The 26506-nt window shown below is 61.4% G+C and carries 20 protein-coding genes; 9 read left to right on the top strand and 11 right to left on the bottom strand.

What is annotated here, in order from left to right:
• The first annotated feature begins 104 nt into the window (after positions 1-104).
• Together GPK42_RS04895 and GPK42_RS04900 are read left to right on the top strand one after the other, a co-directional pair.
• On the top strand, positions 105-1730 hold the full coding sequence (locus GPK42_RS04895) for an ATP-binding protein (RefSeq protein ID WP_215693929.1): 1626 nt from the start codon (positions 105-107) through the stop codon (positions 1728-1730).
• A gap of 4 nt (positions 1731-1734) precedes the next feature.
• The gene (locus GPK42_RS04900) at positions 1735-2448 is read left to right on the top strand and encodes a response regulator (protein ID WP_215693931.1); all 714 of its coding nucleotides are present in this window, start codon (positions 1735-1737) and stop codon (positions 2446-2448) included.
• Between the two features lie 95 nt (positions 2449-2543).
• On the opposite strand, the gene rlmKL is transcribed toward GPK42_RS04900, so the two are convergent.
• Positions 2544-5102: a bifunctional 23S rRNA (guanine(2069)-N(7))-methyltransferase RlmK/23S rRNA (guanine(2445)-N(2))-methyltransferase RlmL gene (gene rlmKL, locus GPK42_RS04905; protein ID WP_215693933.1), complete on the bottom strand. Its 2559-nt coding sequence runs from the start codon at positions 5100-5102 to the stop codon at positions 2544-2546.
• Positions 5103-5177: 75 nt separating this feature from the next.
• Between rlmKL and GPK42_RS04910 the strand changes: the two genes are divergently transcribed.
• A complete protein-coding gene (locus tag GPK42_RS04910; RefSeq protein ID WP_215693935.1) occupies positions 5178-6005 on the top strand; it encodes an HAD-IIB family hydrolase in 828 nt (275 codons plus the stop codon).
• Positions 6006-6198: 193 nt separating this feature from the next.
• Positions 6199-6903: a transaldolase gene (locus GPK42_RS04915; RefSeq protein WP_252200121.1), complete on the top strand. Its 705-nt coding sequence runs from the start codon at positions 6199-6201 to the stop codon at positions 6901-6903.
• Between the two features lie 380 nt (positions 6904-7283).
• Here the strand turns inward: GPK42_RS04915 and GPK42_RS04920 are convergent, their stop codons facing one another.
• The 4 genes from GPK42_RS04920 to GPK42_RS04935 all read right to left on the bottom strand — a co-directional run bounded on the left by GPK42_RS04920 (position 7284) and on the right by GPK42_RS04935 (position 13158).
• A complete protein-coding gene (locus GPK42_RS04920; RefSeq protein WP_215693939.1) occupies positions 7284-9431 on the bottom strand; it encodes a Tex family protein in 2148 nt (715 codons plus the stop codon).
• A gap of 412 nt (positions 9432-9843) precedes the next feature.
• Entirely contained in the window at positions 9844-10884 is a 1041-nt protein-coding gene (locus GPK42_RS04925) for a Gfo/Idh/MocA family protein (protein ID WP_006235665.1), read from the bottom strand.
• Between the two features lie 69 nt (positions 10885-10953).
• Positions 10954-12210, bottom strand: coding sequence for an MFS transporter (locus GPK42_RS04930; RefSeq protein ID WP_215693941.1), 1257 nt, complete (start codon positions 12208-12210; stop codon positions 10954-10956).
• 66 nt (positions 12211-12276) lie between these two features.
• Positions 12277-13158 (bottom strand): SDR family NAD(P)-dependent oxidoreductase, encoded by an 882-nt coding sequence (locus GPK42_RS04935; RefSeq protein ID WP_118934451.1) that lies wholly within the window; start codon positions 13156-13158, stop codon positions 12277-12279.
• A gap of 233 nt (positions 13159-13391) precedes the next feature.
• Between GPK42_RS04935 and GPK42_RS04940 the strand changes: the two genes are divergently transcribed.
• Entirely contained in the window at positions 13392-14270 is an 879-nt protein-coding gene (locus GPK42_RS04940; protein WP_215693943.1) for a LysR family transcriptional regulator, read from the top strand.
• Between the two features lie 119 nt (positions 14271-14389).
• Positions 14390-15481, top strand: a complete 1092-nt coding sequence (locus GPK42_RS10160; RefSeq protein WP_215693945.1) for a GGDEF domain-containing protein — start codon at positions 14390-14392, stop codon at positions 15479-15481.
• 181 nt (positions 15482-15662) lie between these two features.
• Here the strand turns inward: GPK42_RS10160 and GPK42_RS04950 are convergent, their stop codons facing one another.
• The 3 genes from GPK42_RS04950 to GPK42_RS04960 are packed head-to-tail and all read right to left on the bottom strand — an operon-like array spanning position 15663 to position 19888.
• Positions 15663-17582, bottom strand: a complete 1920-nt coding sequence (locus tag GPK42_RS04950) for an ABC transporter ATP-binding protein (RefSeq protein ID WP_215693947.1) — start codon at positions 17580-17582, stop codon at positions 15663-15665.
• Positions 17575-19389 carry an ABC transporter ATP-binding protein gene (locus tag GPK42_RS04955; RefSeq protein WP_215693949.1) on the bottom strand — a complete coding sequence of 605 codons (1815 nt, stop codon included), beginning with the start codon at positions 19387-19389 and terminating at the stop codon, positions 17575-17577. Before GPK42_RS04955 ends, GPK42_RS04950 begins: the two co-directional genes overlap by 8 nt.
• The gene (locus GPK42_RS04960) at positions 19382-19888 is read right to left on the bottom strand and encodes a MarR family winged helix-turn-helix transcriptional regulator (RefSeq protein ID WP_215693951.1); all 507 of its coding nucleotides are present in this window, start codon (positions 19886-19888) and stop codon (positions 19382-19384) included. The genes GPK42_RS04955 and GPK42_RS04960 overlap by 8 nt, the downstream gene beginning before the upstream one ends.
• A gap of 453 nt (positions 19889-20341) precedes the next feature.
• Here GPK42_RS04960 and GPK42_RS04965 point away from each other — a divergent pair, with 453 nt between their 5' ends.
• The 3 genes from GPK42_RS04965 to GPK42_RS04975 all read left to right on the top strand — a co-directional run bounded on the left by GPK42_RS04965 (position 20342) and on the right by GPK42_RS04975 (position 23034).
• Positions 20342-21166: a PfkB family carbohydrate kinase gene (locus tag GPK42_RS04965; protein WP_215693952.1), complete on the top strand. Its 825-nt coding sequence runs from the start codon at positions 20342-20344 to the stop codon at positions 21164-21166.
• On the top strand, positions 21159-21488 hold the full coding sequence (locus GPK42_RS04970) for a TIGR04076 family protein (protein ID WP_215693954.1): 330 nt from the start codon (positions 21159-21161) through the stop codon (positions 21486-21488). Before GPK42_RS04965 ends, GPK42_RS04970 begins: the two co-directional genes overlap by 8 nt.
• A gap of 184 nt (positions 21489-21672) precedes the next feature.
• On the top strand, positions 21673-23034 hold the full coding sequence (locus tag GPK42_RS04975; protein WP_215693956.1) for an ATP-binding protein: 1362 nt from the start codon (positions 21673-21675) through the stop codon (positions 23032-23034).
• A gap of 125 nt (positions 23035-23159) precedes the next feature.
• Here GPK42_RS04975 and GPK42_RS04980 read toward each other — a convergent pair whose 3' ends face one another.
• The 3 genes from GPK42_RS04980 to GPK42_RS04990 all read right to left on the bottom strand — a co-directional run bounded on the left by GPK42_RS04980 (position 23160) and on the right by GPK42_RS04990 (position 26471).
• Entirely contained in the window at positions 23160-23609 is a 450-nt protein-coding gene (locus GPK42_RS04980) for a low molecular weight protein-tyrosine-phosphatase (protein WP_055286304.1), read from the bottom strand.
• 33 nt (positions 23610-23642) lie between these two features.
• Positions 23643-25013: an ATP-binding protein gene (locus tag GPK42_RS04985; RefSeq protein ID WP_215693958.1), complete on the bottom strand. Its 1371-nt coding sequence runs from the start codon at positions 25011-25013 to the stop codon at positions 23643-23645.
• A gap of 195 nt (positions 25014-25208) precedes the next feature.
• Positions 25209-26471 carry an MFS transporter gene (locus GPK42_RS04990; RefSeq protein ID WP_253276050.1) on the bottom strand — a complete coding sequence of 421 codons (1263 nt, stop codon included), beginning with the start codon at positions 26469-26471 and terminating at the stop codon, positions 25209-25211.
• Positions 26472-26506: the final 35 nt, after the last annotated feature.

Consider the following 26506-nt stretch of genomic DNA (forward strand, 5'->3'; position numbering starts at 1 on the left):
AGGCCCTTGCGGCGTAGTCGCTATTTATTCAGTCCAAGTTTCGGGGCGCAGTTCACAGGCACCTTTGTGGTGGTTTTTGTTTTTGAGAGAGGGGCGGGGCGCTGATGGACGTTCGTACGGACGGCGATATTGCCGATAGCTTTTGGTGGCGGCGCACAACGCTGACGCGCCGCACTCCTCTGTATGACGCCTGCGTGTCGGTGGGGCTGTTGGTGGCGGCGACGATTGTGGGCGCGCTGCTCGACCATCCGGGTCTCGCGCCGAGCATCATGATCGTCTATGTGTTCGCCGTGCAGCTGTGCGCATTCTTTACCTGGAGTCGCCTGTATTGCTTGCTGAGCTCGGCTGCCGCCGTGGCGCTCTACAACTTCTTGTTTGTCGACCCGCGCTACTCGCTGTCGCTTATCGACCGCGGCTATCCCGGCATGTTCTTCATCATGTTTGTGGTCTCGCTTGTATCGAGCTCGATTGCGTTAGCCCTGCGCCGGGCCTTGGCGCAGGCTGCCGCCAGCGACCGTCGCACGCATATGGTGCTCGAGACCAACCGCATGCTCCAGCGCTGCGCCGACGAGCAGCAGATCGTTCACGCCATGGCCACGCAGCTGGCGCGTCTTTCGGGCTGTCCGGTCGTGTGGTACAGCGCCGACGCCGAGGGCGATGACCTGCTGCCGCGTGCGACGTACACGGCCGTGGGCGATGCCGTGCCGGTGCACGAGCTGGCGCCGCAGATGCCGCCGCGGCTTTCGGCGTCCGCCTATGTGGGAACGCCGCTCGACGCCACGTTTGGCGGCTCGGCGTTTTATGGCATCTACCTGACGGTTCGCACGGGCGACGGCTTCGTGCGCTCGGGCGACCCCGCCTCGGTGGTGGGCGTGCTGGCTATCGTTGCCGAGCCCGACGTGCTGACGCATGAGGAGCGGACGCTTGCCGATGCTATCGTGAGCGAAGGCGAGCTGGCGCTCGACCGCGCCCGCGCCATGGAGGCCCGCGAGGAGGCGGCGGTGCTCGCCAAAAACGAACAGTTGCGCGCCAACCTGCTGCGCTCCATCTCGCACGATCTGCGCACGCCGCTTACCAGTATTTCGGGTAATGCCGACGTGCTGCTCGACCAGGGCTCGACCGGCACCGCGGTGCTCGATGCCCAGACGCGCCGCGGCCTGCTCCTTTCCATTCGCTCGGATGCGCAATGGCTCAACGCCACCGTCGAGAACCTGCTCGCCATCACCAAGCTCGAGGGTGGCGGTATGCGCCTGTCGACCACACTCGAGCTCATGGACGATATCGTCGAGGAGGCGCTGCGCCACGTGAACCCTGCCGTGCGCGAGCACGACCTTAAGGTAGTGGCGTGCGATGAGCCGGCGCTCGTCAACGTCGATGCGCGCCTGATGGTGCAGCTGGTGGTCAATCTGGTGAACAACGCCATCACCTATACGCCCGCGGGCTCGCATATCATGATTTCGATTAGCGTCGACGATGGACGCGTGGCGTGCTCGGTGGCCGATGATGGTCCGGGCATCGCACCCGAGGATCGCGAGCGGATCTTCGAGTCGTTCTATACCGCCAACCACGGTCTGGCTGACAGTCACCGCAGCGTGGGCCTGGGTCTTTCGCTCTGCCGCTCCATTGCGCTGGCGCATGGCGGTAGCATAGAGGTTGCCGCGGCGGACCCGCACGGCTCGGTCTTTACGATTGAGCTTCCTGCCGCCGACGTTTCGTTTGATAAGGAGTAGCGCTGTGTCGAACTCTGCCGTAAAACCGCTCATCTTGGTCGTTGAGGACGACCCCGCCGTTCGCAATCTTATTGTTGCCGCGCTCGAGGCGCACGGCTTGCGCCATATGGCTGTGGAGACCGCCCATGCCGCTATCGCCGCCGCCTCGTCGCAGGCGCCGAGCATTGTGCTGCTCGATCTGGGCCTGCCCGATATGGACGGCGTCAAGGTGGTGGAGTCGGTGCGCGCATGGTCGGGCATGCCGATTATCGTGGTCTCGGCGCGCAGCGAGGATGCGGACAAGATTCGCGCACTCGATGCCGGTGCCGACGACTACCTGACCAAGCCGTTTTCGGTCGAGGAGCTGCTCGCGCGTATTCGCACGACGCTCAGGCGCCTTTCGTATGCGCAAACGGGCGGTGTTGCCTCCGAGGGCTCGTTCGATACCGGTGAGCTGCATATCGATTTTGATGCCGGCATCGCCACGATGGATGGCGAGGAACTGCATCTGACGCCGATCGAGTATAAGCTCCTGTGCCTGCTGGCACACAACGCCGACAAGGTGCTGACGCACCAGTTTATCCTGCATGAGATCTGGGGCACGGCAACTAAGAGCGACCTGGCGAGCCTGCGCGTCTTTATGGGCACGCTGCGCAAGAAGATTGAGTCCGACCCCGCGCATCCGCGCTATATCCAGACGCACGTGGGTATCGGCTATCGCCTGGTCACCCAAGGGTAGGACGGCGTCCGCCATCCCACTATGAGTTGCGGTGAAATACGGTCTAAATTTGCCTAATTCCAGGCAAAGCAGTCCATATTCCACCGCAACTTTGTTTATTTGCCCTTGGGCTTGCTGGCGTAGAACTTCTTCTTTTTGGGCTTGCCGGCGGGGGAGGGCTTGCCAGCAAAGTTAGACTTGCCGTTGCCAGCCTGCGCGTGCGCGGGCGCCGTTGCGCGAGGCTTGCGGGCCTCGGGGTTGCGCAGCTCCTCGACGCGCTCGGCAATTTCCTCGGCGCTAAAGCCGACCTCGGCCATGGCGTCCTCGATGGGCAGGCGGCGCACGATATAGCAGTGGTGCACCTTCTGGTTGCGCGCGAAGTCCTCGGGGATGGTCTGTGCCGTAATGTCCTCCAGCACTACGCCCGCGCGTGCGAGCTTGCGCGTTTCGGGGCGGAAGCCGCGCAGGTTGCAGCTAAAGATGGCATGACCGCCCTGCGCGAGCAGGCGCGATACGCCGGCCAAAAGCTCGACATGGTCGCGCTGGACATCCCAAGTGCGACGGCCCATCTTGGACGAGTTCGAGAACGTGGGCGGGTCGACAAAGATCAAGTCCCAGCGGTTGCGCGTCTGGCGCTGGTCACGAATCCAGGCGAGCACGTCGTCGCGCACAAAGTGATGCTGCGGCCCCACAAAGCCGTTTTGGCGCATGTTGCGCTCGGCCCAGTCCAGGTAGGTGTTGGAAAGGTCGACCGTCACAGTTTCCTCGACGCCGCCGTCTGCCGCATAGCAGGTGGCGGTGCCGGTATAGGCGAACAGATTGAGGAAGCGGCGCGCCTGCTTGGCGTGCTCGCGCACCAGGTTGCGGGTGACGCGGTGGTCCAGGAAGATGCCCACATCCAGGTAGTCATCAAAGTTGACGGCAAAGGTGAGTCCACCCTCTTCGATGAGCGGCAGGCGACGGCGCGCGATGTTGGCGCGCTCGCCCGATGCGCCCTTGCCGGCGCCCTGTTTGCCGTACTGCGAGCCGCCGCGCGAACGCATGCGGGCCTTGGCGTGCACGTGCTCGGCCGGAACATCAAGGATGCGCGGCGCGATGGCCAAGATGTCGAGCATACGGGCCTGGGCCAGTGCGGGGTCGATGGTCTTGGGCGCGGCGTATTCGGCGATGACGAGCCAGCGGCCCGGCGTCTGCGGGCAGCCCTCGTACAGGTCGATGGCGGCGGAGTAGTCGGGCAGGTCGGCATCGTAGACGCGGTAGCAGCTCACGCCTTCGCGCTTGGCCCACTTGCGGCGCAGGCGCGCGTTCTTGCGCAGGCGGTTGGCGAACTGCTCCGACTCGGGGATGAGCACGGGCAGCGGCTTGCCGTCGCCCAGGTCGAGCATGGCGGTAGGTTCGGGCATGAGGGTGTCGGCGGCTTCGCCTTGGGCATCTGCGGTCTGCTCCTCGGCATCTGCGCTGGTCGCAGCTTCGAATGCCGCGGCGGCGTGGTCGAGCGAGGGCCAAACCTCAAGAGCCGCCTCCTCGTTATTGGGCATGACGGCGATGGAGCGCGCGGGCTCGGCATGGAGCGCGCGGGCCATAAGGCCATCGCGGGTGAGTGCGGCGACCGGTGCCGAAGCGAGCTCGGGCGCGCGGCGCAGCTCGCCGACCAGCGTCATGGCGTCGTGCATGAGCGAAAGCGGTGTCTCGGTCGTGTCCGCGACCAGGGCGGCACCGGCAACGGTACCTGCGTGGTCCAGCACGGTGGCGGGCTTGGCGGCACAAAAGTCGACAAAACGCTTGTAGCCGGCGCACTTGACCATGCGCTCGGCAGTCTTGCGGGCGGCGGGGTCGATGTCTACGGCCACGATGCGCGCCTGGCGCTCGCGCGCTGCCGCCTCGCGTTCGCGCGCCTCGGCAAGCAGCTGCTCCCACAGAGCGGCGTCGTGCAGCTGCCAGCCCTCAAAGCCCCAGCGCTCGCGTGCGGCGCCCGGGGCGCGGTCGGTCAGAATGTTTACGGCTTCCAGCAACAGGCCGCCGCCGGCGCACGAGGCATCGATTAGCGTGGGAAGGGCTTCATTCTCGTAATCGTCGGCCGTCAGCTCGCGCTCGCACAGTGCGGTCCAGCCGACCTGCGCCAGCACCAGGGCGGCGTAGTCGGGGCGCAGCACGTGCGCGCCCTCGCCGGCACGGGTCGCCGCGGGCGGCAGGCGCTTGAACAGCGGGTCGCCCGAAAGATCCAGGCTGATGCTCGCGCGGCGCTGACGCAGCGAAAGCAGCAGGTGAACGTCGGGATCGGCGGCGTCGACATCGGCGCGACGGCCCGTGGTCTCGGCCAGACGGTCGCACAGCGCATCCTTGGCGCGCAGGGCCGAGAAGCGCGTGTTGCGCAGCTGTTCGGTCACGCCGCGGGCGGTAATGGCGATGGTGGCGCCGGGGCGGACGATGTTCTCCCAGGCGATGTCGTAAACGCTATCGTACAGCTCGTCGGCATCTTGCGCCTCAAAGCGTCCGAGCACCGCAAACACGCGGCTGGCCAGGCGCGACCACAGGCATGCGCGATAGCCCCGCTCAAGCTCGCCCTCAAACGTGGCGCGGCCCTTTAGGCGGCGGACATGCGAAAGCCCGAGGCGTTTAAGCTCATCGGCGAGTGCGGACTCAAAGCCCTCGGGGCAGCTTGCGTAAAATTCCATGGGTGACCTCTCTGGTTGCGTCGCTCCATTATATGATGGATGCTTCGTTTGCCCTTATCCTCGAAAGGAACTCATATGATTGATGCGTGTCCCAAACCCGCTGTGCTCTTTTTTGACGTGGACGGCACGCTGACGTCGTTCGATCCCGACGATATGACCGATAAGGACTTTTCGGCGGTTCGCCCCTCGCAGGCGGTGATCGAGGCGTTTCATCGTCTGCGCGACGCAGGGCACAAGGCGTTTATCTGCACGGGTCGTCCCTTGTGGCTGATTGCCGATGGCCTGCGTGCTTTGGAGCCTGCGGGTGTCGTTGCCATGGCGGGCGCCACGCTCGAGGTCGAGGGTCGCGTGGTGCATGAGGACTGCTTTGACGAGGACGTTATCGAGGAGCTTGCGCGCCGTATGGCCGCGGCGGGGATTGAGGCCTTTTTCGAGACCAACGTGGCTACTTTTGCCCTGGAACCCGCGGGCGTTGAGCAGTCGTCTCTGATCGGCACTTCTGTGGTGCACAGCACCGAGGAAATGCGCGTCGACGATAGTCTGCACGTGGGCAAGGTATGCCTCAATGTGCCCAGTTTGGCTCGCGTAGCCAATGATGACGGCTTTATCGATCGCGAGTTTGAGCTGTGCAACACCGGTGGTCAGAATCGCGAGCTGAGTCCCAAGGGCATTGACAAGGGCGTGGGCGTGGCGCGAGCGCTGGCGTATCTGGGCCGCACTGGCAACGCGCGCACCTTTGGCTTTGGTGATTCGGGTAACGACCTGGGCATGCTCGCCGCTGTCGAGACGGCCGTGGCCATGGGCAACGCTATGCCCGAGGTCAAGGCGGTCGCCGACTACGTGACCGACGATGTCGCACACGACGGTACCGTCACAGCGATGCAGCATTTCGGCCTCATCTAATGAATCCCGCGTTCTGACGTTTGCTCAAACTGCGACTCTTCGCTTTTGCATGCTCAATCGATTTATCAATCCAAACACTGAGGTGTTTATACCGTTCGCCGAGAAGATAAAAAACCGCAGCTCACGCCTTGATTAACGTAGGTAAAGTGTTTAGCAGTTTAACGCCCATGTGCAAGCGAAAGGAATCAGGCAGATGGCAATCAAGGTGTTCGCTGACGGTGCAAACCTCGAGGGCATGCTCGACATGTACGAGAACGGCAACGTTCAGGGTTTCACGACCAACCCGTCCCTTATGAAGAAGGGCGGCGTGACGGATTACCGCGCGTTTGCCAAGGAGGTCCTGACCCACATCACCGATGTGTCCGTCTCGTTTGAGGTCTTTGCCGATGACGTCGAGACCATGGAGGTCGAGGCGCGCGAGATCGCTACCTGGGCCGAGAACGTCTACGTCAAGATTCCGTGCGTGACCACCAAGGGCGAGTCCACCGCCGAGCTGGTCCGCAAGCTTTCCGCCGACGGCATCAAGGTCAACGTCACTACTATCTTTACGCCTACGCAGGTCGATGAGATGGTCGAGGCCGTTGACACCGAGACGCCGTCCATCATCTCGCTCTTTGCCGGCCGCATCGCCGATACCGGCGTCGACCCCATTCCGTTTATGACGGAGTCGGTCAAGAAGGCCGCCGCCAAGCCCAACTGTGAGGTCCTGTGGGCGTCCACGCGCGAGCTCATCAACATTTACCAGGCCGAGGCCTGCGGTTGCCAGATCATCACGGTGCCCAACAGCATCCTGGCCAAGCGCAAGAACATCGGTCGCGACCCGTACGAGGTCTCGCTCGACACCGTGCGCGGCTTTGCCAAGGATATCGCCGCTTTGGGCTTCCATATCCTGCCGTAGCGCGAACACTGACTACGCCGCGGGCTGCTCGCCCCGGCTTTCCTTCCCCTATCGCTCACGCGCTTCGCGGGGGTCGCGCTAGGCAAAGGAAAGGCCGGGGCTGCCGGCACGAGCTTGCCAGCAAGTTGGCGCTTGGCTTCCATATCCTGCCGTGGGCAAAGGTACCCCCGCCTGCGCCGTGCAAAATTGAGAGTATTCAGCAAGGTAAAGGCTTTTACCAGTTGGGTGAGGCACGGAACGGCCCCCGTTTTGGCTCTGACGACGCTAAAACGGGGGCTGTTTTTTGCTTTTTCGCCTCTGAGGGGCATCCGGAACGGTGGAATTTGCAGAATACTCGCGATTTTGCACGTCACTACAGGGGGTACCCCTGCTTTGGCGGTTTACTTCCCCTGTACCATGGTGAGCGAGATCTTCTTGCGGTCGCGATCGACCTTTTCGACCCACACCTTGACCGTGTCACCGACGCGCACCACGTCGCTCGGGTGCTTGACAAAGCGGTTGGCCAGCTTGGAGATGTGTACGAGGCCGTCCTGGTGCACGCCCACGTCGACGAAGGCGCCAAAGTCCACAACGTTGCGCACCGTGCCCTTGAGTTCCATACCGGGCTCCAGGTCGTCGATGGAAAGCGCCGAGCGGCTAAAGACCACCTCGGGCGCGTCGTCGCGCGGGTCGCGGCCGGGCTTCTTGAGCTCGTTGACAATGTCGATGAGCGTCAGGGTGCCGCAGTCCAGGTCGCTTGCCAGCGCCGAGATGCTGCCCAGGCGGCGCTCGATGTCGGGCACGCCGCCGCGGCTGAGCTCGCTTGCCGCCACACCGGCGCGCTCCAGGACGGACGTTGCCACCTCGTAGCTTTCGGGGTGGACGCTCGTTGCGTCGAGCGGGTTCTTACCGCCGCTAATTCGCAAAAAGCCTGCAGCGTTGAGATATGCCTTGGGTCCCAGCTTGGGGACCTTCTTGAGCTGGCGGCGATCGGTGAAGGCGCCGTTTTCCTCGCGGAAAGCCACGATGTTCTTGGCCACGCTCGGCGTGATGCCCGAAACGTATCCCAGCAGGCTCGCGCTCGCGGTGTTGACGTCGACGCCCACGCGGTTGACGACGTCCTCCACCACGTGGCCCAGGGTGCGCGAGAGCTCGGCCTGGTCAAGGTCGTGCTGGTACTGGCCCACGCCGATGGACTGGGGCGGAATCTTGACGAGCTCTGCCAGTGGGTCCTGCAGGCGGCGGCCCAGGCTCATGGCGCCGCGCACGGTGACGTCCAGGTCGGGATACTCCTGGCTCGCGAGCTCGGAGGCGGAGTACACCGACGCGCCGGCCTCGTTAACAATGGTGTATCGCAGCCCAGGCGCCTGCTCGGCAATGAACTCCGAGACGACTTCCTCGGTCTCGCGGCTGGCGGTGCCGTTGCCGATGACGATGGTGTTGACGCCGTCCTTTTTGACGAGGCGGGCGAGCTCGCGCTTGGTGCCGGCGACGTCGTGGCGCGGCTTGGTGGGGTAGACCACGCCGTGGTCGAGTAGCTTGCCGGTCTCGTCCATGACGGCGACCTTGCAGCCGGTGCGGTAGCCCGGATCGAGCGCGAGCACGCGGGCGCCGCGCACGGGGCGCGCCGAGAGCAGGCCCTCGAGATTCTTGGCAAAGACGTTGATGGCCTCGGTCTGGGCGCGAACGGTGAGCTTGGCGCGGGCCTCGCGCTCCAGCGAGGGGGCCATGAGGCGCTTGTAACCGTCGGCGATGGCGGCGTCAAAGACGGGCGCGAAGACGCCCTGGCGCCGGGGCCAACGGCTGCCGAGGCGTGCCGTGGCGGCGGCGCCGTCGACGTTCACGCGCACGCGGAGCTTGCCCTCGCGCTCACCGCGGTCGATAGCCAGCACACGGTGGTTGGGGATGCGGCGCAGCGGCTCATCATAGCTGTAGTACGGCTCGTAGGGAGTCTTCTCGGCGGGGTCGGTCGCCTCGACGACGATATCGGCGGTGTTTTGCGTAAAGGCGCGCAGGTCGGCGACGTTCTCGGGGTCCTCGGCCACCGTCTCGGCCACGATGTCCGCCGCGCCGGCGAGCGCCTTTTCGGGCGTGTCGAAGCCGGCCTCCTCGTTGACGTATGCCGCGGCAGCGTCGAGTGCGCTGCCCTTGGCCGAGGCCTGCATGATGATCATGTTGGCAAGCGGCTCCAGGCCGGCCTCGTGGGCCTTCTGCGCGCGGGTCATACGCTTTTTGCGGTAGGGCTTGTAGAGGTCCTCGACACGCTGGAGCTGCGTGGCCTCGCGAATCTGTTGTTCGAGCTCGGGCGTAAGTTTGCCCTGGGCGTCGATGAGCAGAATGACGTCCTCTTTGCGCTGCTCAAGATTGCGCAGGTAAGACAGGCGCTCGTCGAGTGCGCGCAGGGCGACGTCGTCCATGCCGCCCGTGGCTTCTTTGCGGTAGCGCGAGATAAAGGGGATGGTGTTGCCCTCGTCGATGAGCTTGACGGCCGCCTCGATATTGGCGGCCTTAAGGTTGAGCTCGCGGGCGAGCTGGGCGATAAGATCCATGGGACTCCTTGCGTTTAAGGTGCGTTTGCAACACAGGGCTACCAAGGATACCACCCGTCCCAAAAGGCTGTTTTGGGGCCGCGCCACGAAAACGGCCTATCTACTACGTTTGAACCGTATGGGTCGACCATCCCCCGGTTTTCCGAGAATGCGCAAGCCGTCTACCTGCGCTTTTGATTTTAGGAAATTCGGCATGGTTGAGGGTGGTCGGCTAAACGTAGTAGATAGGCCCATTTCGTGGCGCACGAACCAAGCTGAGGCGCAAAATGGCCCCTGCCCCAGAAAAATCGCCGGCAAGGTACCAAAAAGCCCCGCGGGCAGGAGGCTGCTCGCGGGGCAAAGAAGAGGGGCTTGTTGGTGGCGGACCGAAGGGTTCGGCATGGGGGTTTCTGCCGCGGTCGCTCTTAAGGCATTACAGCTCGACGAGCTGGCCGGTCTCGGCGGCCTCCTTGATAGCGTTAAGCAGCGTGAGCGTCTTGACGTTATCGGCGGGGGTCACGACGGGCTCGACCTCGCGGCGGACGACCTTCACAAAGTGCTTGAGCTGCATCTTGTGCGGCAGCGCCGGGTCCACGGCCGGGATCTCCATCTGCAGCGGCTTGTGCCAGTTAGAGGCGCCGTCGTAGGAGAACTGGTGCAGGCGGGGCAGCGACAGGGCGCCCTTAGTGCCGCCGATAAAGTAGGCGTCGGCGTCGAAGGGGCGGTACTGCGGATCCTCGCGAGCGGTTGCCTCCCAGTTCCAGGGGCTGGCGGTGGCGTCGGAGATGGTCATGCTTGCGAGCGCGCCATCGGCAAAACGGACGTTGACCACGGCGGAGTCCTCGGTCTCAAAACCGCGGGCGGCGCTGGACTGCATACCCTGGACGGCAACGGGCTCGCCCAGCAGGTAGCGGAGCAGGTCGACGTCGTGAACCAGGTTGACCAGGATCGGGCCGGCACCCTTCTTACGGCGCCACTCGACGTCGAAGTACTCGTCATTCTTATAGATCATGTAGTGGAAGCTCGACACGGTGAGCTTGCCCAGCTCGCCGGACTCGATGATCTCCTTGGCCTTGTTGACGAAGGGGTTGTGGCGACGGTGCTGACCTACGAGCACGGGCACGCCGGCGGTCTCGGCCTCGGCGGCGAAGGCCTGGGCATCCTCGAGATCGTTGGAGATCGGCTTTTCGACCAGCGGCACGATGTTGCGCTTCACGGCCTCGCGGGCAACGCCCAGGTGCAGGTCGTTGGGGGTGGCGATAATGACGGCCTCGGGCTTGACCTCGTCCATCATCTGAGCGGGATCGGTGTAAAACGGCACGCCGGCGGCCTCGGCCGTGGCGCGGGCGCCCTCAAAGGCGTCGGCGATGGCGACGAGCTCGGCCTCGGGCTCCTCGGTGACAAAGCGGATGTGGTTGCGGCCCATGGCGCCGGCGCCGATAACGGCAATGCGGACGGGGTTGAGCTCAGACATTTCGACTCCTTAATACTGGTGACCGGTGGAATGCGACAAAGGGGCCGTCCCTTTGTCGCATCGGTAAAACTAGGCAGACTTCTTCTCGCTGTCGGAGACCATCATGTAGACGGTGAGCACGACGGCGATGGCGGCGATCACAATGGCGCCGTAGAAGGACTGCTGGTAGGCGGCGCTGCCGGCCTCGGCGTGATACAGCACGGCGGTGATGGGCTGGCTGATCCAGGTGGAAGCGGCATAGCCCAAAAACATGATGCCGTAGTTGACGCCGATGTTGCTGGTGCCAAAGGCGCCACCGGTGAGCGGCGGGTAGATGACGAGCAGGGCGCCAAAGCTAAAGCCGAGCAGGGCGAGCGCCACAAAGAACATGCTCTGCGTAAAGCTCATCGACATGATGACGAGTGCGACGATGGTGACGACAAGGCTGATGAGCAGCGACTTATAGGCGCCGAGCTTGTCGATGATCTGGCCAAAGGACAGACGGCCGACCAGGTTGGCGCAGGTGTTGACGGAGACGACCACGCCGCCGAGGGCGACGGCCGCGGCGCTCGTGGGGTCGGCGAAGAGCTGGACGGCGGCGATGGAGGCAACCTTGCCCACGAGCAGGGTGCCCGCGGTGGCGGCAAAGGCGAAGGTGACGATGAGGACCCAGAAGCGCGGGGTCTTGACCATCTCGCCCGGGGTGAGGTCGCCGAAGGTGCCGGCATGTGCGCCACCCTTGGGGGCCTCGAAGCCCTCGGGCAGCCAGCCGGCCTCGGGGGCCTTCAGGAACAGGGCGGAGGTGGCGATTGTCACAAAGAAAATGACGCCGAGCGCCTTAAGGGCGCCAAAGATGCCCAGGCTCGGGATGAGCAGCGAGGCGAGCACCGGGGACAGCACGGCGGGACCGGCGGTCGAAGCGGCCAGGGTGATGCCGGAGGCGAGACCCTTCTTGTCGATGAACCACTTTTGGCCGGTGGTGAGCGCGGGGTTGTAGCCCAGGCCGTTGCCGATGGCGGCGACGAGCGAGAACCACAGGTAGAACTGCCACGGCTCGGTGACGGTGCCGGACATGAACCAGCCCAGGCCGTAGCACGCGGCGGCGGCGATCACGACGTTGCGCGGGCCGATCTTATCGGAGATGCGGCCGGCGAAGATGCCCGTCACGGCCATGATGGTCTGAAAGACCGGGAAGGCCCAGGTAAGAGCGCTGGACCACTCGGGGTAGACGGCGAGCAGGTTCTTGCTCACGACGGAATACAGCGCGATGGAGCTGATGAAGAACATGGTGACGCACGCGGCGGAAAGCACGACGGCGCGACCCTTGTTGGAGTTGGTGGAAGCCATTGGACTCTTTCTAATCGATACGGGGGAGGAACAGGCGTGTCTGCGGGTCCTCCCTGTCGGGTTGGTTTACTGGTCAGTCGGCTTGGCGACGCCGGACTCATCGGACCAGAGCTCGACACCCTTGTTCTTAAGGTAGTTGTCGGCATAGGCGCGACGGCCGCCGGGTTTGGCGGTGAGGTCGCCCATCATGTTGGAGAAGCCGCCGTCGACCTTGATGGCGTCGCCGGTGGTAAAGTCCGAGCGCTTGGACGCCAGGAACATGACGGCGTTGGCGATATCGCTGACCTCGCCGATGCGGCGCGTGGCGATCAGGCGGCTGCGGCTCTTTTCGACCTCGGGGTCGGCGTAGAAATTGGCCGACATCGGGGTCTTAACGAAGCAGGGCTCGACGCAGTTGGAGCGGACGCCGTAGGGGCCCCACTCGGCGGCGAGCATCTTGGACATCATGTTGACGCCCGCCTTGGTGGAGCTGTACACGCCCGAGAACGTCTCGGGGGAGTGGCTGGCGACGGTCGAGATGTGCACCAGGCGGCCCTGGCCGGCCTTGATCATCTCTCGACCAAAACGCTGCGAGGTGATGAAGTAGCCGGTGAGGTTGACGTTGAGCACCTGCTCCCAGTCGCTCAGCGGCAGGTCCTCCATGGCGGCGAAGCGCAGGATGCCGGCGGTGTTGACGAGGACGTCGACACGGCCGAAGTCGGCGATGGTGGCGTCGACGGCGGCCTGAACCTCGGCCTCGTCGGTGGCGTTCATCTTGTAGCCCTCGGCGTGGATGCCAAACTCGGCGGCGAGGTCGGCGGCTGCGGCCTTGACCTTTTCCTCGTCCAGATCGAGCAGGACGACGTTGGCGCCGTTGCGGGCGAACTCGCGGCAAATCTCGACGCCCATACCGCCGAGCGCGCCAGTCACGGCGCAGACATCGCCCTCGAGCTTAAGCCAATTGCTCATAGGAACTTCCCTTCTTGTGCCTCCCGGTGGGTCGCTCCCATTAATCGACCCACGTGGTTTTCGCTGGTTATCGTATGCTTTACATTTGCGCAGGTGAATTGCATATTTGTTAGAATGGCGTTAACCAATGGTTTATAGCTCGCAAGACAATGCGCCTTTAATTGAGTGTGTGACCTGCCAAAAAGACCCCCTTCGGCAGTGCATGGGCATACGTCTGGAAACAGGAGATTGACGTGTACGATCGACGACTCGAGGCCATATCGGCCGCCGCTGAGTTGGGAAGCTTCTCGCGGGCGGCGGCAAAATTGCGCGTGTCGACCCCGGCGCTCGTCAAGCAGGTGTCGGGCTTCGAGGCCGAGTTTGGCATCACGTTGTTCGAGCGCTCGCATTCTGGTGTTAAGGTGACGCCGGCAGGTGCTCTGCTGGTGGACGATGCACGTTCGATCATGCGGCAGTCCGAGGACGCGCTACGCCGTGCCCGACGCGCGGCGGGCGATGGCGGGGCCGTGCGTCTGGGCGTGTCGATGATGTGTCCGGGGCGCCAGACGCTGTCGATGTGGACGGGCGTACACGAGCTGGAGCCATCGTTGCGCTTCGAGATCGTGCCGGTGAGCGACCTCTACGACGAACGCGAATCCGTCATGCGCAGCCTTGGTCGCGAGGTGGATGTAGTGCAGTCGAGTTTTTCGACCCCGCGCTGGGGTGATGCCTGCCAAAAGCTCCGCATCGTTAACGTGACGTTTTATATCGACGTGCCACGGACGAGCCCGCTGGCGCGCAAGAAACGCATTACGGTTGCCGACTTAGAGGGCATGCGCCTGCGCGTGCTCCGCCACGGCAACGACGCTATGGACAGCCTGCGTATCGATCTGTTGGCAGACGGCGGCGTGGACGTGATCGATGTGGACAGCTTCGACTTTGCGCTCTTTAACGAGGCGGAGGAAAAGGGCGACGCGGTACTCACCTGCGGAGCGTGGTCGGGGGTGCACCCAGCCTTTGTGGGCGTGCCGTTCCTGTGCGGCCGCGAGGTGCCGGTCTTTCTGCACTACCCGCTCGAGCCCACCCTCCAAGTCCAAAAATTCGTCAACGCCATGGCCCAACTCCTCAAATAGCTATCGTGTCGATGATTCTTTAATTCCCGTCCTAGAAAAATCATCTGGTAGAGTTGACCTCACGTGAATTCCAGCACGTTGCGTACTACCTGTGCTTTTGTCATTTGGGGAGTGAACTTGTGAATACTTCTGTCGCCAAGAAAGCCAGCCGGGCGGTGCGCCTGCTCATGATGGTGCTCACGGCAGTTCTCATCTTCTTCTTCATCAATGTTATGCTGCTCGTCTCCGATATCCAGGGCACGGCGCGCGTGGTCAATTACGCCGGTCTGGTGCGCGGTACCACGCAGCGAATCGTTAAGCTCGAGGATGCGGGCCAGCCTCAAGATGACCTGCTCAAAGCCGTGGATTCATACATCAACGGTTTGCGTTACGGAAGTGACGACCTCAACCTCGTCCGTCTCGACGACGATGAGTATCAGGCAAAAATGACCGAGCTTGCAAATTTTTTTGATGAGCTTTGCGCCGAGATCATCCGCGTGCGCGAAGTCGGCTATGAGAACACCGACATCATCCCTATGAGCGAGGAGTTCTTTGGCATTTGCGACGATGCTACGCGACTCGCAGAGGACTACTCTCAGGAGAAGGCGTCGGCGCTCAACTATCTCGAGGGCTTGGTGATCATCGACATCATGGGCTTGGTGGCGACCTTTGCGGTCGAACTTGTTCGCGCGGTGCGAACTGCCGCGCTCAATCGCGAACTGCAGAGCAAAGTCTATCTCGACGAAGCCACGGGACTGCCCAACAAGAACAAGTGCGAGGAGGTCTTGGGGCAGGAGCAGCCTGTCTCCGCGGAGGCGCCCGTTGCGATGTGCGTCTTCGACCTTAACAATCTGCATACGGTCAATAACAACTTCGGCCACGAGAAAGGCGACGAATACATCCGTTCTTTTGCCCAGCAGCTGGGGCTCGTGGCGTCCGAGACCTGCTTTGTGGGCCGCGACGGCGGCGATGAGTTTATCGCGGTGCTGCGGGATACCGATCGAGCTGCCGTGGAGTCCTGTCTCGCTCAGGTTCGTGCGAACGTGAACGAGTATTCCGAGGTTCACCCCGACATGCCTATCAGCTATGCGGTGGGCTACGCGCTTTCCAGTGATTTTGATGAACCGCCTACCATGCGTGAACTCTTTTCCCAGGCCGACAAAAACATGTACATCGACAAGAACCGCGTAAAGACAGCCGAGGCAGCCGGGCCGCAACACGAGGAACGGTAAGCCTGTAACAGAAGGTATAGAAAAGCCTCCGCAGCTCGTGTGTGCTGCGGAGGCTTTATTCGTTGCGAAGCATTGTGTTTGGGTCGTTGAGATGAGTCGATTTGCCCCGAAAGAGGAGGGCATTGACCTTAGGGTCATGCCCGACGAATGAGCGGCAAATCGGCCATCTCGGCGAGCCGAACTACTCCAGCTCAAACGCTCCGGTATAGAGCTGGTAGTAATACCCGCGCTTGGCGATCAGCTCGTCGTGGTTACCGCGCTCGATAATGCGGCCATGGTCCAGACAGATGATCGCGTCGGAGTTGCGCACGGTGGACAGGCGGTGCGCGATGACAAACGTCGTGCGACCCTCCATGAGCTTGTCCATGCCCGCTTGCACGATGGCCTCGGTGCGGGTGTCGATGGAGCTCGTGGCCTCGTCCAGAATCATCGCCGGCGGATCGGCGACGGCAGCGCGTGCGATCGAAATCAGCTGGCGCTGGCCCTGCGACAGCTGCGCGCCGTTGCCGGTGAGCATCGTGTCGTAGCCGTCGGGCAGGCGGGTGATAAAGTCGTCCGCGCCCGCGAGCTTGGCCGCCGCGATGCACTCCTCGTCGGTGGCGTCCAGGTTGCCGTAGCGGATGTTATCCATCACGGTGCCGGTGAACAGGTTCACGTCCTGCAGTACCACGCCCAGCGAGCGGCGCAGATCGGCCTTGCGGATCTTGTTGACGTTGATGCCGTCGTAGCGAATCTTGCCGTCGGCGATGTCATAGAAGCGGTTGATGAGGTTGGTGATGGTCGTCTTACCGGCACCGGTGGCGCCGACAAACGCGACCTTCTGGCCCGGCTTGGCAAACACGGACACGCCGTGCAGCACCTCGTGGTCGGGCGTGTAGCCAAAGTCGACGTTGTCCATGACCAGGTCGCCGCGCAGCGGTACGTACTCGATCTCGCCGGTTGCGCGGTGCGGATGTTTCCACGCCCACATGCCGGTGTGGTGGTCGGCCTCCTCGAGCTGCCAGGTATCGGGGTTCACCTGCGCGTTGACGAGCGTCACATAGCCTTCGTCGGCTTCGGGCTCCTCGTCGATGAGCTCAAAGATGCGGTCGGCGCCGGCGAGGCCCATGACCACGGCGTTGATCTGCTGCGAGATCTGACCGATCTGTCCGCAGAACTGCTTGGTCATGTTGAGGAACGGCACTACGACGGCGATGGACAGCGTCATGCCCGAGATGCTCAGGTTGGGCACGCCCAGCGCCAGGAAAATGCCGCCTGCCAGTGCGACCAGCACGTAGAGCAGGTTGCCCAGGTTCATAAGGATAGGCATGAGGATGTTGGCGTACATGTTGGCCTTTTGCGAGACCTCGAAGAGCTTTTCGTTGCGCTCGTCAAAATCGGCCTCGGCGGCAGACTCGTGGCAGAATGCCTTGACGACCTTCTGGCCGTTCATGACTTCCTCGATATGGCCCTCGACCACGCCGAGCTCGGACTGCTGCGCAATAAAGAAACGCGCGGAGTTGGAGCCGAGCAGCTTGGTCATAAAGGTCATAAAGACGACGCCGGCCACAATGACCAGGCACATCCACACGCTGTAGTACAGCATGATAAAGAATACCGTGACGATGACGATGGTCGTCATGAGCAGGTTGGGCAGCGACTGGCTGATCATCTGGCGCAGCGTGTCGATGTCGTTGGTGTAGTGGCTCATGATGTCGCCGCGCTGGTGCGTGTCGAAGTAGCGAATCGGCAGGTCCTGCATGCGGTTGAACATCTTCTCGCGCAGCTTCTCGAGCGAGCCCTGCGTGACGATGGCCATGGCGCGGTTCCAGAAGAGCGAAGACAGGATGCCGACGCCGTAGATGCAGGCGAGGGTAGTCACGAGCTGTGCGATCTTGGGCTGTGCGGCTTCCCAATCGCCCGACTGCCACGATTCGCTAATAATCTGCAGGGCGCTCTGAAGGAAGGTCGCGCCGATGGAGTTGATGATGGCGCAGAGCACCACGCCGACGACGACGAGGGGCAAAAGCACGGGGTAGAAGCCAAAGAGCGTCTTGATGAGGCGCGACATGGTGCCGCCCTTGCGGTTGAGCGCGCGCTCGGCGGTCGTTGCCTTACTCATGTGCCTCGCCTCCTTCCTGGGTCTGAGCCTGCGTTGCGGATGCCTCGGTGTCGGCCTCGACGGCCCCTTCGCCCTCGGCAGACATCTTGTTTTGCGAGGTAAAGGTCTCGCGGTAGATCTCGCTCGTCTTAAGCAGCTCGTCATGGTTGCCGATCTGCGCGATGCGGCCGCCCTCCATGACGATGATGCGGTCTGCATCCTGTACGGAGCTAATGCGCTGGGCGATGATGAGCTTGGTCGTGTTGGGCAGATAGCTTGCCAACCCTGCGCGAATCTTGGCGTCGGTCTTGGTGTCGACGGCGCTAGTGGAGTCGTCCAGGATCAAGATCTTGGGGCGACGCAGCAGGGCACGCGCAATGCACAGGCGCTGCTTCTGACCGCCGGAAACATTGGAGCCGCCCTGCTCGATCCAGGTGTCGTAACCCTTGGGGAAGCCGTCGACAAACTCATCGGCGCAGGCCAGATGTGCCGCCTCGCGGACTTCCTCGTCGGTGGCGTTCGGGTCGCCCCAGCGCAGGTTCTCGGCGATGGTGCCGCTAAACAGCACGTTTTTCTGTAGCACCATGGCGACCTGGTGGCGCAGTGCGTCCAGGTCGTAGTCGCGCACGTCCATGCCGCCCACGCGCACGGTGCCTTCGGTGGCGTCGTACAGGCGGGCGATGAGGTTTACAAGCGTGGACTTGGCCGAGCCAGTGCCGCCGATGATGCCGATGGTCTCGCCGCTCTTAATGTGCAGGTCGATATCGTCGAGCGCCTGGCGCTTCGCATGCGCGGAATACTTAAAGCTCACGTGGTCAAAGTCGATGGAACCGTCGACAACCTCGAGCACGGGCTCGGCGGGATTGGCGATCGTGGGCTCGGCGGCCAACACCTCGGTAATGCGGTGCGCCGATTCGTCGGCCATGGTCACCATGACAAAGATCATCGACAGCTGCATCAGGCTCATAAGGATCTGGAAACCATAGGTAAAGATCGAGGAGAGCTGGCCCACATCGAACAGCGTGCCCTGGCTCGTGATGATGAGCTTGGAGCCCAGGTAGATGATGACGACAAACGCGCCGTTGACGCAGATGTTCATCATGGGGTTGTTAAAGGCCAGCAGTTTCTCGGCGCGGGTGAAGTCCATCTGGACGTCGCGCGCGGCGGTCGCGAACTTCTCCTTCTCAAAGTCTTCGCGCACATAGCTCTTGACCACGCGCATGCCGGTGACGTTTTCCTCGACGGACTCGTTAAGGGCGTCGTACTTGTGGAACACGCGCGAGAAGATGGGGCGCACCTTAAAGATGATAAAGAACAGTCCAAAGCCCAGTAGCGGAATGATGACCAGGTAGACCATGGCGACGCTGCCGCCCATGATAAACGCCATGGTAAAGGCGAAGATCAATACCAGCGGCGCGCGCACGGCGATACGGATAATCATCATAAAGGCCTGCTGCACGTTGTTGATGTCGGTGGTCAGGCGCGTGACGAGCGAGGAGCTCGAGAACTCATCGATGTTGGCAAAGCTGAACGTCTGGATCTTGTAGAACAGGTCGTGACGCAGGTTCTTGGCGAAGCCGCAGCTCGCATGGCTGCAGGTAACGCCGGCGGCGGCGCCAAAAGCAAGCGACGTCAGCGCGATGAGCACCAAAAAGCCTGCGGTGGGAAGCATCTCGGCTACGGTGGCGCCGTCTTTGATGGCGTCGATCAGGTTGGCGGTGATAAATGGAATCAGCATCTCGCAGAGCACCTCGCCAAGCACGAGCAGCGGCGTGGCAACGGTGACTTTCATATAGTCGCGGATGCTTCCCATGAGGGTTTTAATCATCCAGTTCCTCCCAGGTTACACGGATTTTATCGAGCATTTCGGCGAGGTCCTCGCGCTCGTCGTGCGTAAGGGCGCTAAAGGCCTGTTCCCTAAAGCGAATGCGGGCTGCCTGGTCGATGCGGGCGTTTTCCCGGCCGGTTTCGGTCAGGCGAATGGTGAGTTGCCGTCGATCCTTGGGGTTACGGCTGCGCTCGATGAGGCCGTTGACCTCGAGCTTGGACAGGATCTCGGAAAGCGACCCCGGCTTGAGGTCAAAGTGCATGCCGAGTTCCTGCTGCGACATCTCGCCGCCGGGCTGCTTGGCCAGCAGGCAGATGATGGGCGCCTTGCCGGACACGCCTCCGCCATGAAAATGCATGTAATGGCCGCAAAAACCCAGGCCGCTCAGGATGCGCTTGGCGAGTTTGTCTTCGGCGCTGACCGCTTCGGGTATGTCTACCGGTTGCGACGGGTCACCGCCGGGCTCGTGCGAACAAAGGTTAAGAGGTTCATCGCACATGAATTAGTGTTGCTCCTTTCTTTAGTTAGGTAGTGGAATTGTTTTGTGCCTAACCAATTTAGGAGCGTGAGAAATCAATGTCAAGGTACCAAACTTATTAAGTTACGGCGTTTTGCCAAACGCCGTAACCGCTCGACGCTGCAAACGCTCCTAAGCGGCAATCTGGCGTTCAATCGTCGGGCATGGCCACAAGGCCTATGCCCTCCTCTTTCACGTCACCTTGCTCGCTTAGGAACGCTTTCGCTGTCCGTCCTCAACCTGCGATAGTCGTTGGGGACGTTCTTAAATGACTAGTCAAACAAGAACGTCCCCAATGACTAACTTCCTCCTTCCCGTAACCTTTCCGCAACAATGTGGCCTCCGCGGCGCCAGCGCCCGTTCACAACGTCCCCTGCGCTACACTTAGTTGCACTGTGGCGCCGTTGCGCCGCGCCCGATCCAAGGGGGACACTCATGAAGAATACTCAGCTGCTGCTGATCAACGATATGTGCGGCTACGGCAAGGTCGCGCTTTCCGCCATGCTGCCGGTGCTGTCGCACATGGGCTACCGTATCCATAACCTGCCGACGGCGCTCGTTTCCGACACGCTTAACTACCCCAAGTTCTACATCCACGACACCACCGAGTACGTGCGCCAAAGCCTTGCTATCTGGGAGGAGCTCGGCTTTGAGTTCGACGCCATCTCGACCGGCTTTATCGTGACCGAGGAAGAGACACGCATCATCTCGGACTTTTGCCACCGCCGTGCGCAAAAAGGCACCAAGGTATTCGTCGACCCCATCATGGGCGATAACGGCAAGCTCTATGCCGGCGTGCCCGAGTCGACCATCGGACTCATGCGCAGCCTGGTCGAGTGCGCCGACTACGCGGTGCCCAACTATACCGAGGCGTGCCTGCTCACCGATACGCCTATCGCCGAAGAGATTACGGCCGATGAGGCCCGCGCGCTCGTGGACGCTATGCTCGCGTTGGGCACCAAGTCGGTTGTCATTACGAGTGCAAAGGTCGATGGGGCGAGTGCCGTCGTCGGTTACGATCATGTGGCGGGGGAGTACTTTGAGATTCCGTTTGAGCTGATCCCGGTGTACTTCCCGGGCACGGGCGATACGTTCTCGGCCGTGTTGATGGGTCGCGTGATGAGCGGTTGGAGTCTGCAGCGCGCGACGGCCGATGCCATGCGTGTGGTGGCTGAGCTTATCGAGCGCAATGCCGACCAAGAGGACAAATCGGCCGGCCTTCCCATCGAGGCCTGCCTGGATGTGATCGACCATGAGTAATGCTGGCGAGGGCGGCATCAAGCCTGCGGGCGATAACAAGCCGCTCGGCGCGCCGCGTGGCAAGCGTCCGCGTATCCGCGTGAGCTGCGTGGACCAGCTGGGTGCGTGCCGCTGCCACCATGGTCACAAGCCGGGCGACGTTTTTGACTTCGACCGAGACCGCGGCAAGATGTGCGCCATGGCCTGCCATGTGGGCTTTCCCTATATCGATATCCTGCGCTATGGCGGAACCGTGCCTGGCAACGAGCCCGGTACGGCAAAGTTCTGCTGCCCCGAAGTCGATACGCTGAACGTCTGGCTTGCCGAGATCGTCGACGAGTAGTTGAGCGCAATGTGACAAAGGGACAGTTCTTTTGTCACATTCGCCGGTGGTGCCCCTTCTACTATGTTTGTAATCTCAAATCTCTGCATTTCATCCGATTTTAGGTTCTAAAAATTCTGCGTTTCATCGATAATCAAGCGTATAAAACTTTGCATTTCATTTGATGACACCGAGGGGAGAGGCTATGCTGCGCAGGAAAATAGCGGCAGAGCTGGAGCGTTGGCTGAAGTCTTCCGAGCAAAAGGCCTTGTTCATTACGGGTTCTCGCCAGATTGGCAAAAGCTATTCGATTCGCGCATTTGGCAAAGCCAACCATGCAACCTACATCGAGCTTAACCTCATGGAAAATCGCCAGGCAAAAGATGCTCTTCTCGAGGCGCGGGATGCCGATGATTTCATCAGCAGGGTGACGCTTCTTTCGGGAAAGTCGATTGCACCAGGCAAAACGCTCGTGTTTATCGATGAGGTCCAAGAGGCCCCCGACATCATGACGATGGCAAAGTTCCTTGTTGAGGACGGGAGGTGCCGTTGGGCGTTTTCGGGGTCAATGCTCGGGACTCAGTTCAAGGGCGTCAGGTCCTATCCCGTGGGGTATGTCCACGAGCTTAGGATGTTCCCGCTCGATTTTGAGGAGTTTTGCTGGGCAATCGGGGTGAGCGAGGGGGCTCGCCAAACGATACGTGACGCGTGTATCAGCGAGAGACCCATTCCTGATTACATTCATGACGCGATGATGGCAAACTTCAGGACCTATACCGTTGTCGGCGGAATGCCGGAGGTCGTGCAGCGTTTCCTTGACACGCAGGGCGACCTTGCCTCTGTTCGTCGGCTACAGTCAGAGCTCAACGAACAGTACCGGCGGGATATCTCCAAGTATGCAAACGGGCGAGCCCTGCAGGTGCAGAGCATCTACGATCAGCTCCCTATTATGCTCGAGGGCGAAAACAAGCGCTTCGTGCTCAATTCCATTGACCCCAAGGCTTACTACGAGAAGTATCAGCGAGATTTTGTATGGCTTGTCGATGCCGGCGTTGCTCTCAAAGCCGATATCGTAACCGAGCCAAAATCGCCCCTGCTCAAGACGGCGCGGCCATCGCAGTTCAAGCTATATCAATCGGATACGGGCATGTTGATGGCGCGCTACCCCGTTGGAGTCGCCCAAGCGGCGTATCTTGATAGCAAGGAGCCCAATCTGGGCGGCATTTACGAAAACGTGGTGGCCCAGCAGCTGGCTGCCCAAAATCGCCAGCTTTACTACTATCAGACAAAAAAGCGCGGTGAAGTGGACTTTGTGGTCGATGGACCGGATGGGACGGCTGTTCCGATCGAGGTTAAATCGGGCTCCTATTACCACGCGCACGCTGCGCTCGGTCATGTGCTTGATACGGCTGAATATGGCGTAAGGCTCGGGATTGTTTTCTCGAGAGGCAACGTTGAGCGCAACGGAGCGGTTCTCTATTTGCCTCTATATGCGACCTGGGCCCTTTCGGATGTTTTGGGCGACTCCTGTGCCAAGGGGATTAAGCTGGAGGTCAAGCCGGTCTAGGGCCAGTCCCTTTGTCACATTCATGAGTGTGGATTTTCTCCCGTATAGAGCGCACTTGAACGCTCAAAGTGGGAGAAAAACTACGCTCGATTTATGCCGTGGGCGCGGTTCGTGCGCCCACGAACCTACAGCTGCTCGAGCATAGCGGTGCAACCGGCGAGCACATCGCGGTAGGTGGCATCGAAATTGCCGGTGTACCAGGGGTCGGCCACGTCGCCGGGACACTCGGTCCAATCGAGCAAGCGCGTAATCTTTCCGTCGGGGCCTGCGTCGCCAAAGATGCGACGCAGGCCCCGCGCGTTCTCAGCATCCATATAGACAATGTGATCCCAGTCGCCATACTCCGCGCGACGCACCTGGCGGGCACGGTGCGCAACGACGGGAATCCCGACTTCGCGCAGCTTGGCGACCGTGCCATGATGCGGCGGGTTGCCGATCTCCTCAGTTGAGGTCGCAGCGGAGTCAATGACAAACTCGCCCGCGCGCCCGGCGCGCCGCACCAGCTCGGTAAACACGGACTCAGCCATCGTCGAGCGACAGATATTTCCATAGCAGATAAAAAGAATGCGTTGCATGAGCGGCTTCCTTTCTAGGCGGTCGCGCAGGGCTTACAGACTGCTCTTGAGGCAGTTTGCTCCAATAAAGCCCGCTGCGTACAAGGGGAGGTGGCGCAGCTCGCGCCCGTCATCGGTTTCGCTGCGGGAAAAATTGTTCTCGGACAAAATGTAGGCATATGGCGATCGGGCTTTGTCCATAAACGACCCGAGGGTTCTCGCGCGCACGTTACGTGCGGACTTTACTTCGACGGGCACAATTTCCATACGGTCGGTCTGAAGTAAAAAATAGAGCTCGCCGGTCGTCTTCCAAGACGACGGCGGCACCCAGTAATACGTCTGCAAGCTATTGCCCGAAAATGCTTGCATGACCGAGTTTTCCGCCAGGGCGCCTCGGAAGTCGGAAGATAGCGCTATGGCGGAATCCTCTTTGAGGTCGAGCCAGAGCCGCGGGTTGATGCCGAGTTTGTAGAACATGAGGCCGGTATCGAGAAGATAGACCTTAAAGAAACTTCCATCTTCGTCGTCGAAGGGAACGAGGGGAGGCTCGATGCCTTCGGTCAGGTTGTTGACCGATATGATGCCGGCGCCTTCGAGCCAGTCGAGCGGCTCGATAAGCTTGGCGCGACGGCCTCCGCGTTCGACCTCGGAGTACTTGAATTTTTTTGTGGACGATCTCAGCAGCTGGGACGGAATGGAGCGCCAGACCTTGCGCGCCGCCACGCCGCTGATCCCGTTTTCGGGGTCGGTCATATCGGCGGTATAGGTCTCGTCGATTTCGCGCTGCTCGACGCGCGCATCCTCGATGGATAACGTCTTGCGATATGCGTTGACGGCGGCGGGCATGCCGCCCACGATCTGGTATCGATGAAACAGGCTGAGCGCGGCTTGGTGCGCGGCGTAGGTCTCGAGCGTGCCGGCGTGGGTACGAATGGCATTGGCCATCTGCTCCTCGTCGAGCGCCCAGAGAAACTCCTCGAACGACATAGGATGCATGGTCTCTTGACGAACGCCGCTGGGAAAAGGCAACTTGCGCTTGCGCGTGGCGACGCCGAGCTGACTGCCGGTCGCGCATATGCGCCAGCCCGAACCCGAAAAAAAGCGAAGCGAGTTGAGCGCCCGTTCGCAGAGCTGCACCTCGTCAAACAGGATGAAGGCGGTTTCTTTGCGAATGGGGGTGCGTTTATAGTCTGAGATTCGCGCCACGATGGCGTTAACGTCGTCGGTGGGACAGTCGAACAGCGGAGCGATCAGCTCAAGATCGGTCTGAAAGTCGAGTTTGACAAACGCATCGCCGGCGATTCGTCTGCCGATTTCCTCGGCAACGTACGTTTTGCCTACGCGTCGCGCACCACGGATGAGGAGGGGGCGCGACGCGTCCTTTGTCGCCCATGATTCGATAACGGATTCGATTGATCTGCGCATGGGGCCGCCTTTCCAATTTCGTGTACTTCAGATACATAGTTTAGTACGATTTCATGTACTTGGAATACACGAAATAGTAGAAAAGTGTGTATCTGAAGTACACGAAATTGCACTGCTGGAGCTTGCAGGCGGATAAACACTACTCGTATGGGACGGTTTTCACCGGTTGCTCGCCACCTTGGGCTATGTTCGCCCCTATGCCTGCATCCGGGGCTGTGCAGATTGACGACGGCGCTCCCAGCGAGCTAACTTAATCGTCACCAGCGTGAGCGCCCAGGCCACAAGCGAGAACGCGGCGCCCACTGCACCCACGTACGCAATGCCAATGCTGCTTACCACGGCGCCGCCCACTGCGGTGCCAAACGAGATGCCGACGTTAAACGCCATGGGCTCAACCGAACTTGCGAGTACCATCGACTTGGGATGGCGGCTGCGTGCCACGTCCATAAAGTGCGTGATGCATGAGACCGAGAACAGGTACATGAGCATCGCCAGGCTAAAGACAAAGACCAGCGCGAGCGGCATGGCGGCGCCCACGGCAAACAGCCCGAGCAGTGCCGCCGCCTGCAGCACAAACGTAACCAGCAGCGCCTTCATGCCAAAACGCGCATCGATCCATCCGCCCAGGATGTTCGAGATCAGGCAGAACACGCCATAGGCCATAAGTGTGGTGCTCGCCTGAACGGTATCCATGCCCAGCATCTGCTCCAGATAAGGCGTCACGTAGCCGTAGAATACGTAGACCGAGCCCACGCCAAACAAGAAGATGAGCATGCCGGTGATGATACTCGGCTCGCGTAGTAGCCCCGCCTGCTCGCGGAAGGTGGCGGGCTCATCGGTCTGCCCGGCGCGAGGCATAAACGCCACGAGCGCGCTACAGATCAAAACGGCAAAGGTCAGCGTGCCGTACATGGCCACGTGCCAATCGAGTGTGTCGGCCACAAACTTGCCAATCGAGGTCACAAAGACCATCGCCACGGAAAACGCGCCGTACACGACCGAGATGGCAAGTGAGGTTTGCTGCGGGGATAGCAGCTCAGGGATGTACGTCACGCCCACGGCGAGCAGCGCACCCGAGACAGAGCCCAGGACAATGCGTGAGATAAACAGCACCTGGAAGTTGGGAGCCAACGCCATGACCAGGTTGCCGAGCACAAAGACGACGCTATAGCACACGAGCAGCTGGTAGCGGCGAAAACGCCCCGTGCTGAGCGCAAGCACCGGCGTGGCGATAGCGTAGACGAGCGCAAACACGCTGATGAGCTGGCCCGCAGTGGCAAGTGATATGCCGAGTTCCGTTGCCAAGTCGCTTTCGATGCCGATGACCACGAACTCGGAGCAGCCGAGCGAGAATCCCAACAGCACGAGCAGCGCCAGGCAGAGCTTGGTGCGCGCGGGGGAGAGCGCGGCGGCGGTTGGCTTACTTTTAGGCGTGGTTGCGGCGGTCAAGGTTGTCACTCCAATGTCGCATGAATAAGCGGGATTCAATCCCT

The sequence above is a fragment of the Collinsella aerofaciens genome, from assembly GCF_018785265.1.
Classification (GTDB): Bacteria; Actinomycetota; Coriobacteriia; order Coriobacteriales; family Coriobacteriaceae; genus Collinsella; species Collinsella aerofaciens_AI.

Bases quoted from the DNA above. Each gene is read 5' to 3' on its own strand.
- GPK42_RS04895 (WP_215693929.1), top strand. From the start codon at position 105: ATGGACGTTCGTACGGACGGCGATATTGCCGATAGCTTTTGGTGGCGG.
- rlmKL (WP_215693933.1), bottom strand. From the start codon at position 5,102: ATGGAATTTTACGCAAGCTGCCCCGAGGGCTTTGAGTCCGCACTCGCC.
- GPK42_RS04910 (WP_215693935.1), top strand. From the start codon at position 5,178: ATGATTGATGCGTGTCCCAAACCCGCTGTGCTCTTTTTTGACGTGGAC.
- GPK42_RS04915 (WP_252200121.1), top strand. From the start codon at position 6,199: ATGGCAATCAAGGTGTTCGCTGACGGTGCAAACCTCGAGGGCATGCTC.
- GPK42_RS04920 (WP_215693939.1), bottom strand. From the start codon at position 9,431: ATGGATCTTATCGCCCAGCTCGCCCGCGAGCTCAACCTTAAGGCCGCC.
- GPK42_RS04925 (WP_006235665.1), bottom strand. From the start codon at position 10,884: ATGTCTGAGCTCAACCCCGTCCGCATTGCCGTTATCGGCGCCGGCGCC.
- GPK42_RS04930 (WP_215693941.1), bottom strand. From the start codon at position 12,210: ATGGCTTCCACCAACTCCAACAAGGGTCGCGCCGTCGTGCTTTCCGCC.
- GPK42_RS04935 (WP_118934451.1), bottom strand. From the start codon at position 13,158: ATGAGCAATTGGCTTAAGCTCGAGGGCGATGTCTGCGCCGTGACTGGC.
- GPK42_RS04950 (WP_215693947.1), bottom strand. From the start codon at position 17,582: ATGAGTAAGGCAACGACCGCCGAGCGCGCGCTCAACCGCAAGGGCGGC.
- GPK42_RS04955 (WP_215693949.1), bottom strand. From the start codon at position 19,389: ATGATTAAAACCCTCATGGGAAGCATCCGCGACTATATGAAAGTCACC.
- GPK42_RS04960 (WP_215693951.1), bottom strand. From the start codon at position 19,888: ATGTGCGATGAACCTCTTAACCTTTGTTCGCACGAGCCCGGCGGTGAC.
- GPK42_RS04965 (WP_215693952.1), top strand. From the start codon at position 20,342: ATGAAGAATACTCAGCTGCTGCTGATCAACGATATGTGCGGCTACGGC.
- GPK42_RS04970 (WP_215693954.1), top strand. From the start codon at position 21,159: ATGAGTAATGCTGGCGAGGGCGGCATCAAGCCTGCGGGCGATAACAAG.
- GPK42_RS04975 (WP_215693956.1), top strand. From the start codon at position 21,673: ATGCTGCGCAGGAAAATAGCGGCAGAGCTGGAGCGTTGGCTGAAGTCT.
- GPK42_RS04980 (WP_055286304.1), bottom strand. From the start codon at position 23,609: ATGCAACGCATTCTTTTTATCTGCTATGGAAATATCTGTCGCTCGACG.
- GPK42_RS04985 (WP_215693958.1), bottom strand. From the start codon at position 25,013: ATGCGCAGATCAATCGAATCCGTTATCGAATCATGGGCGACAAAGGAC.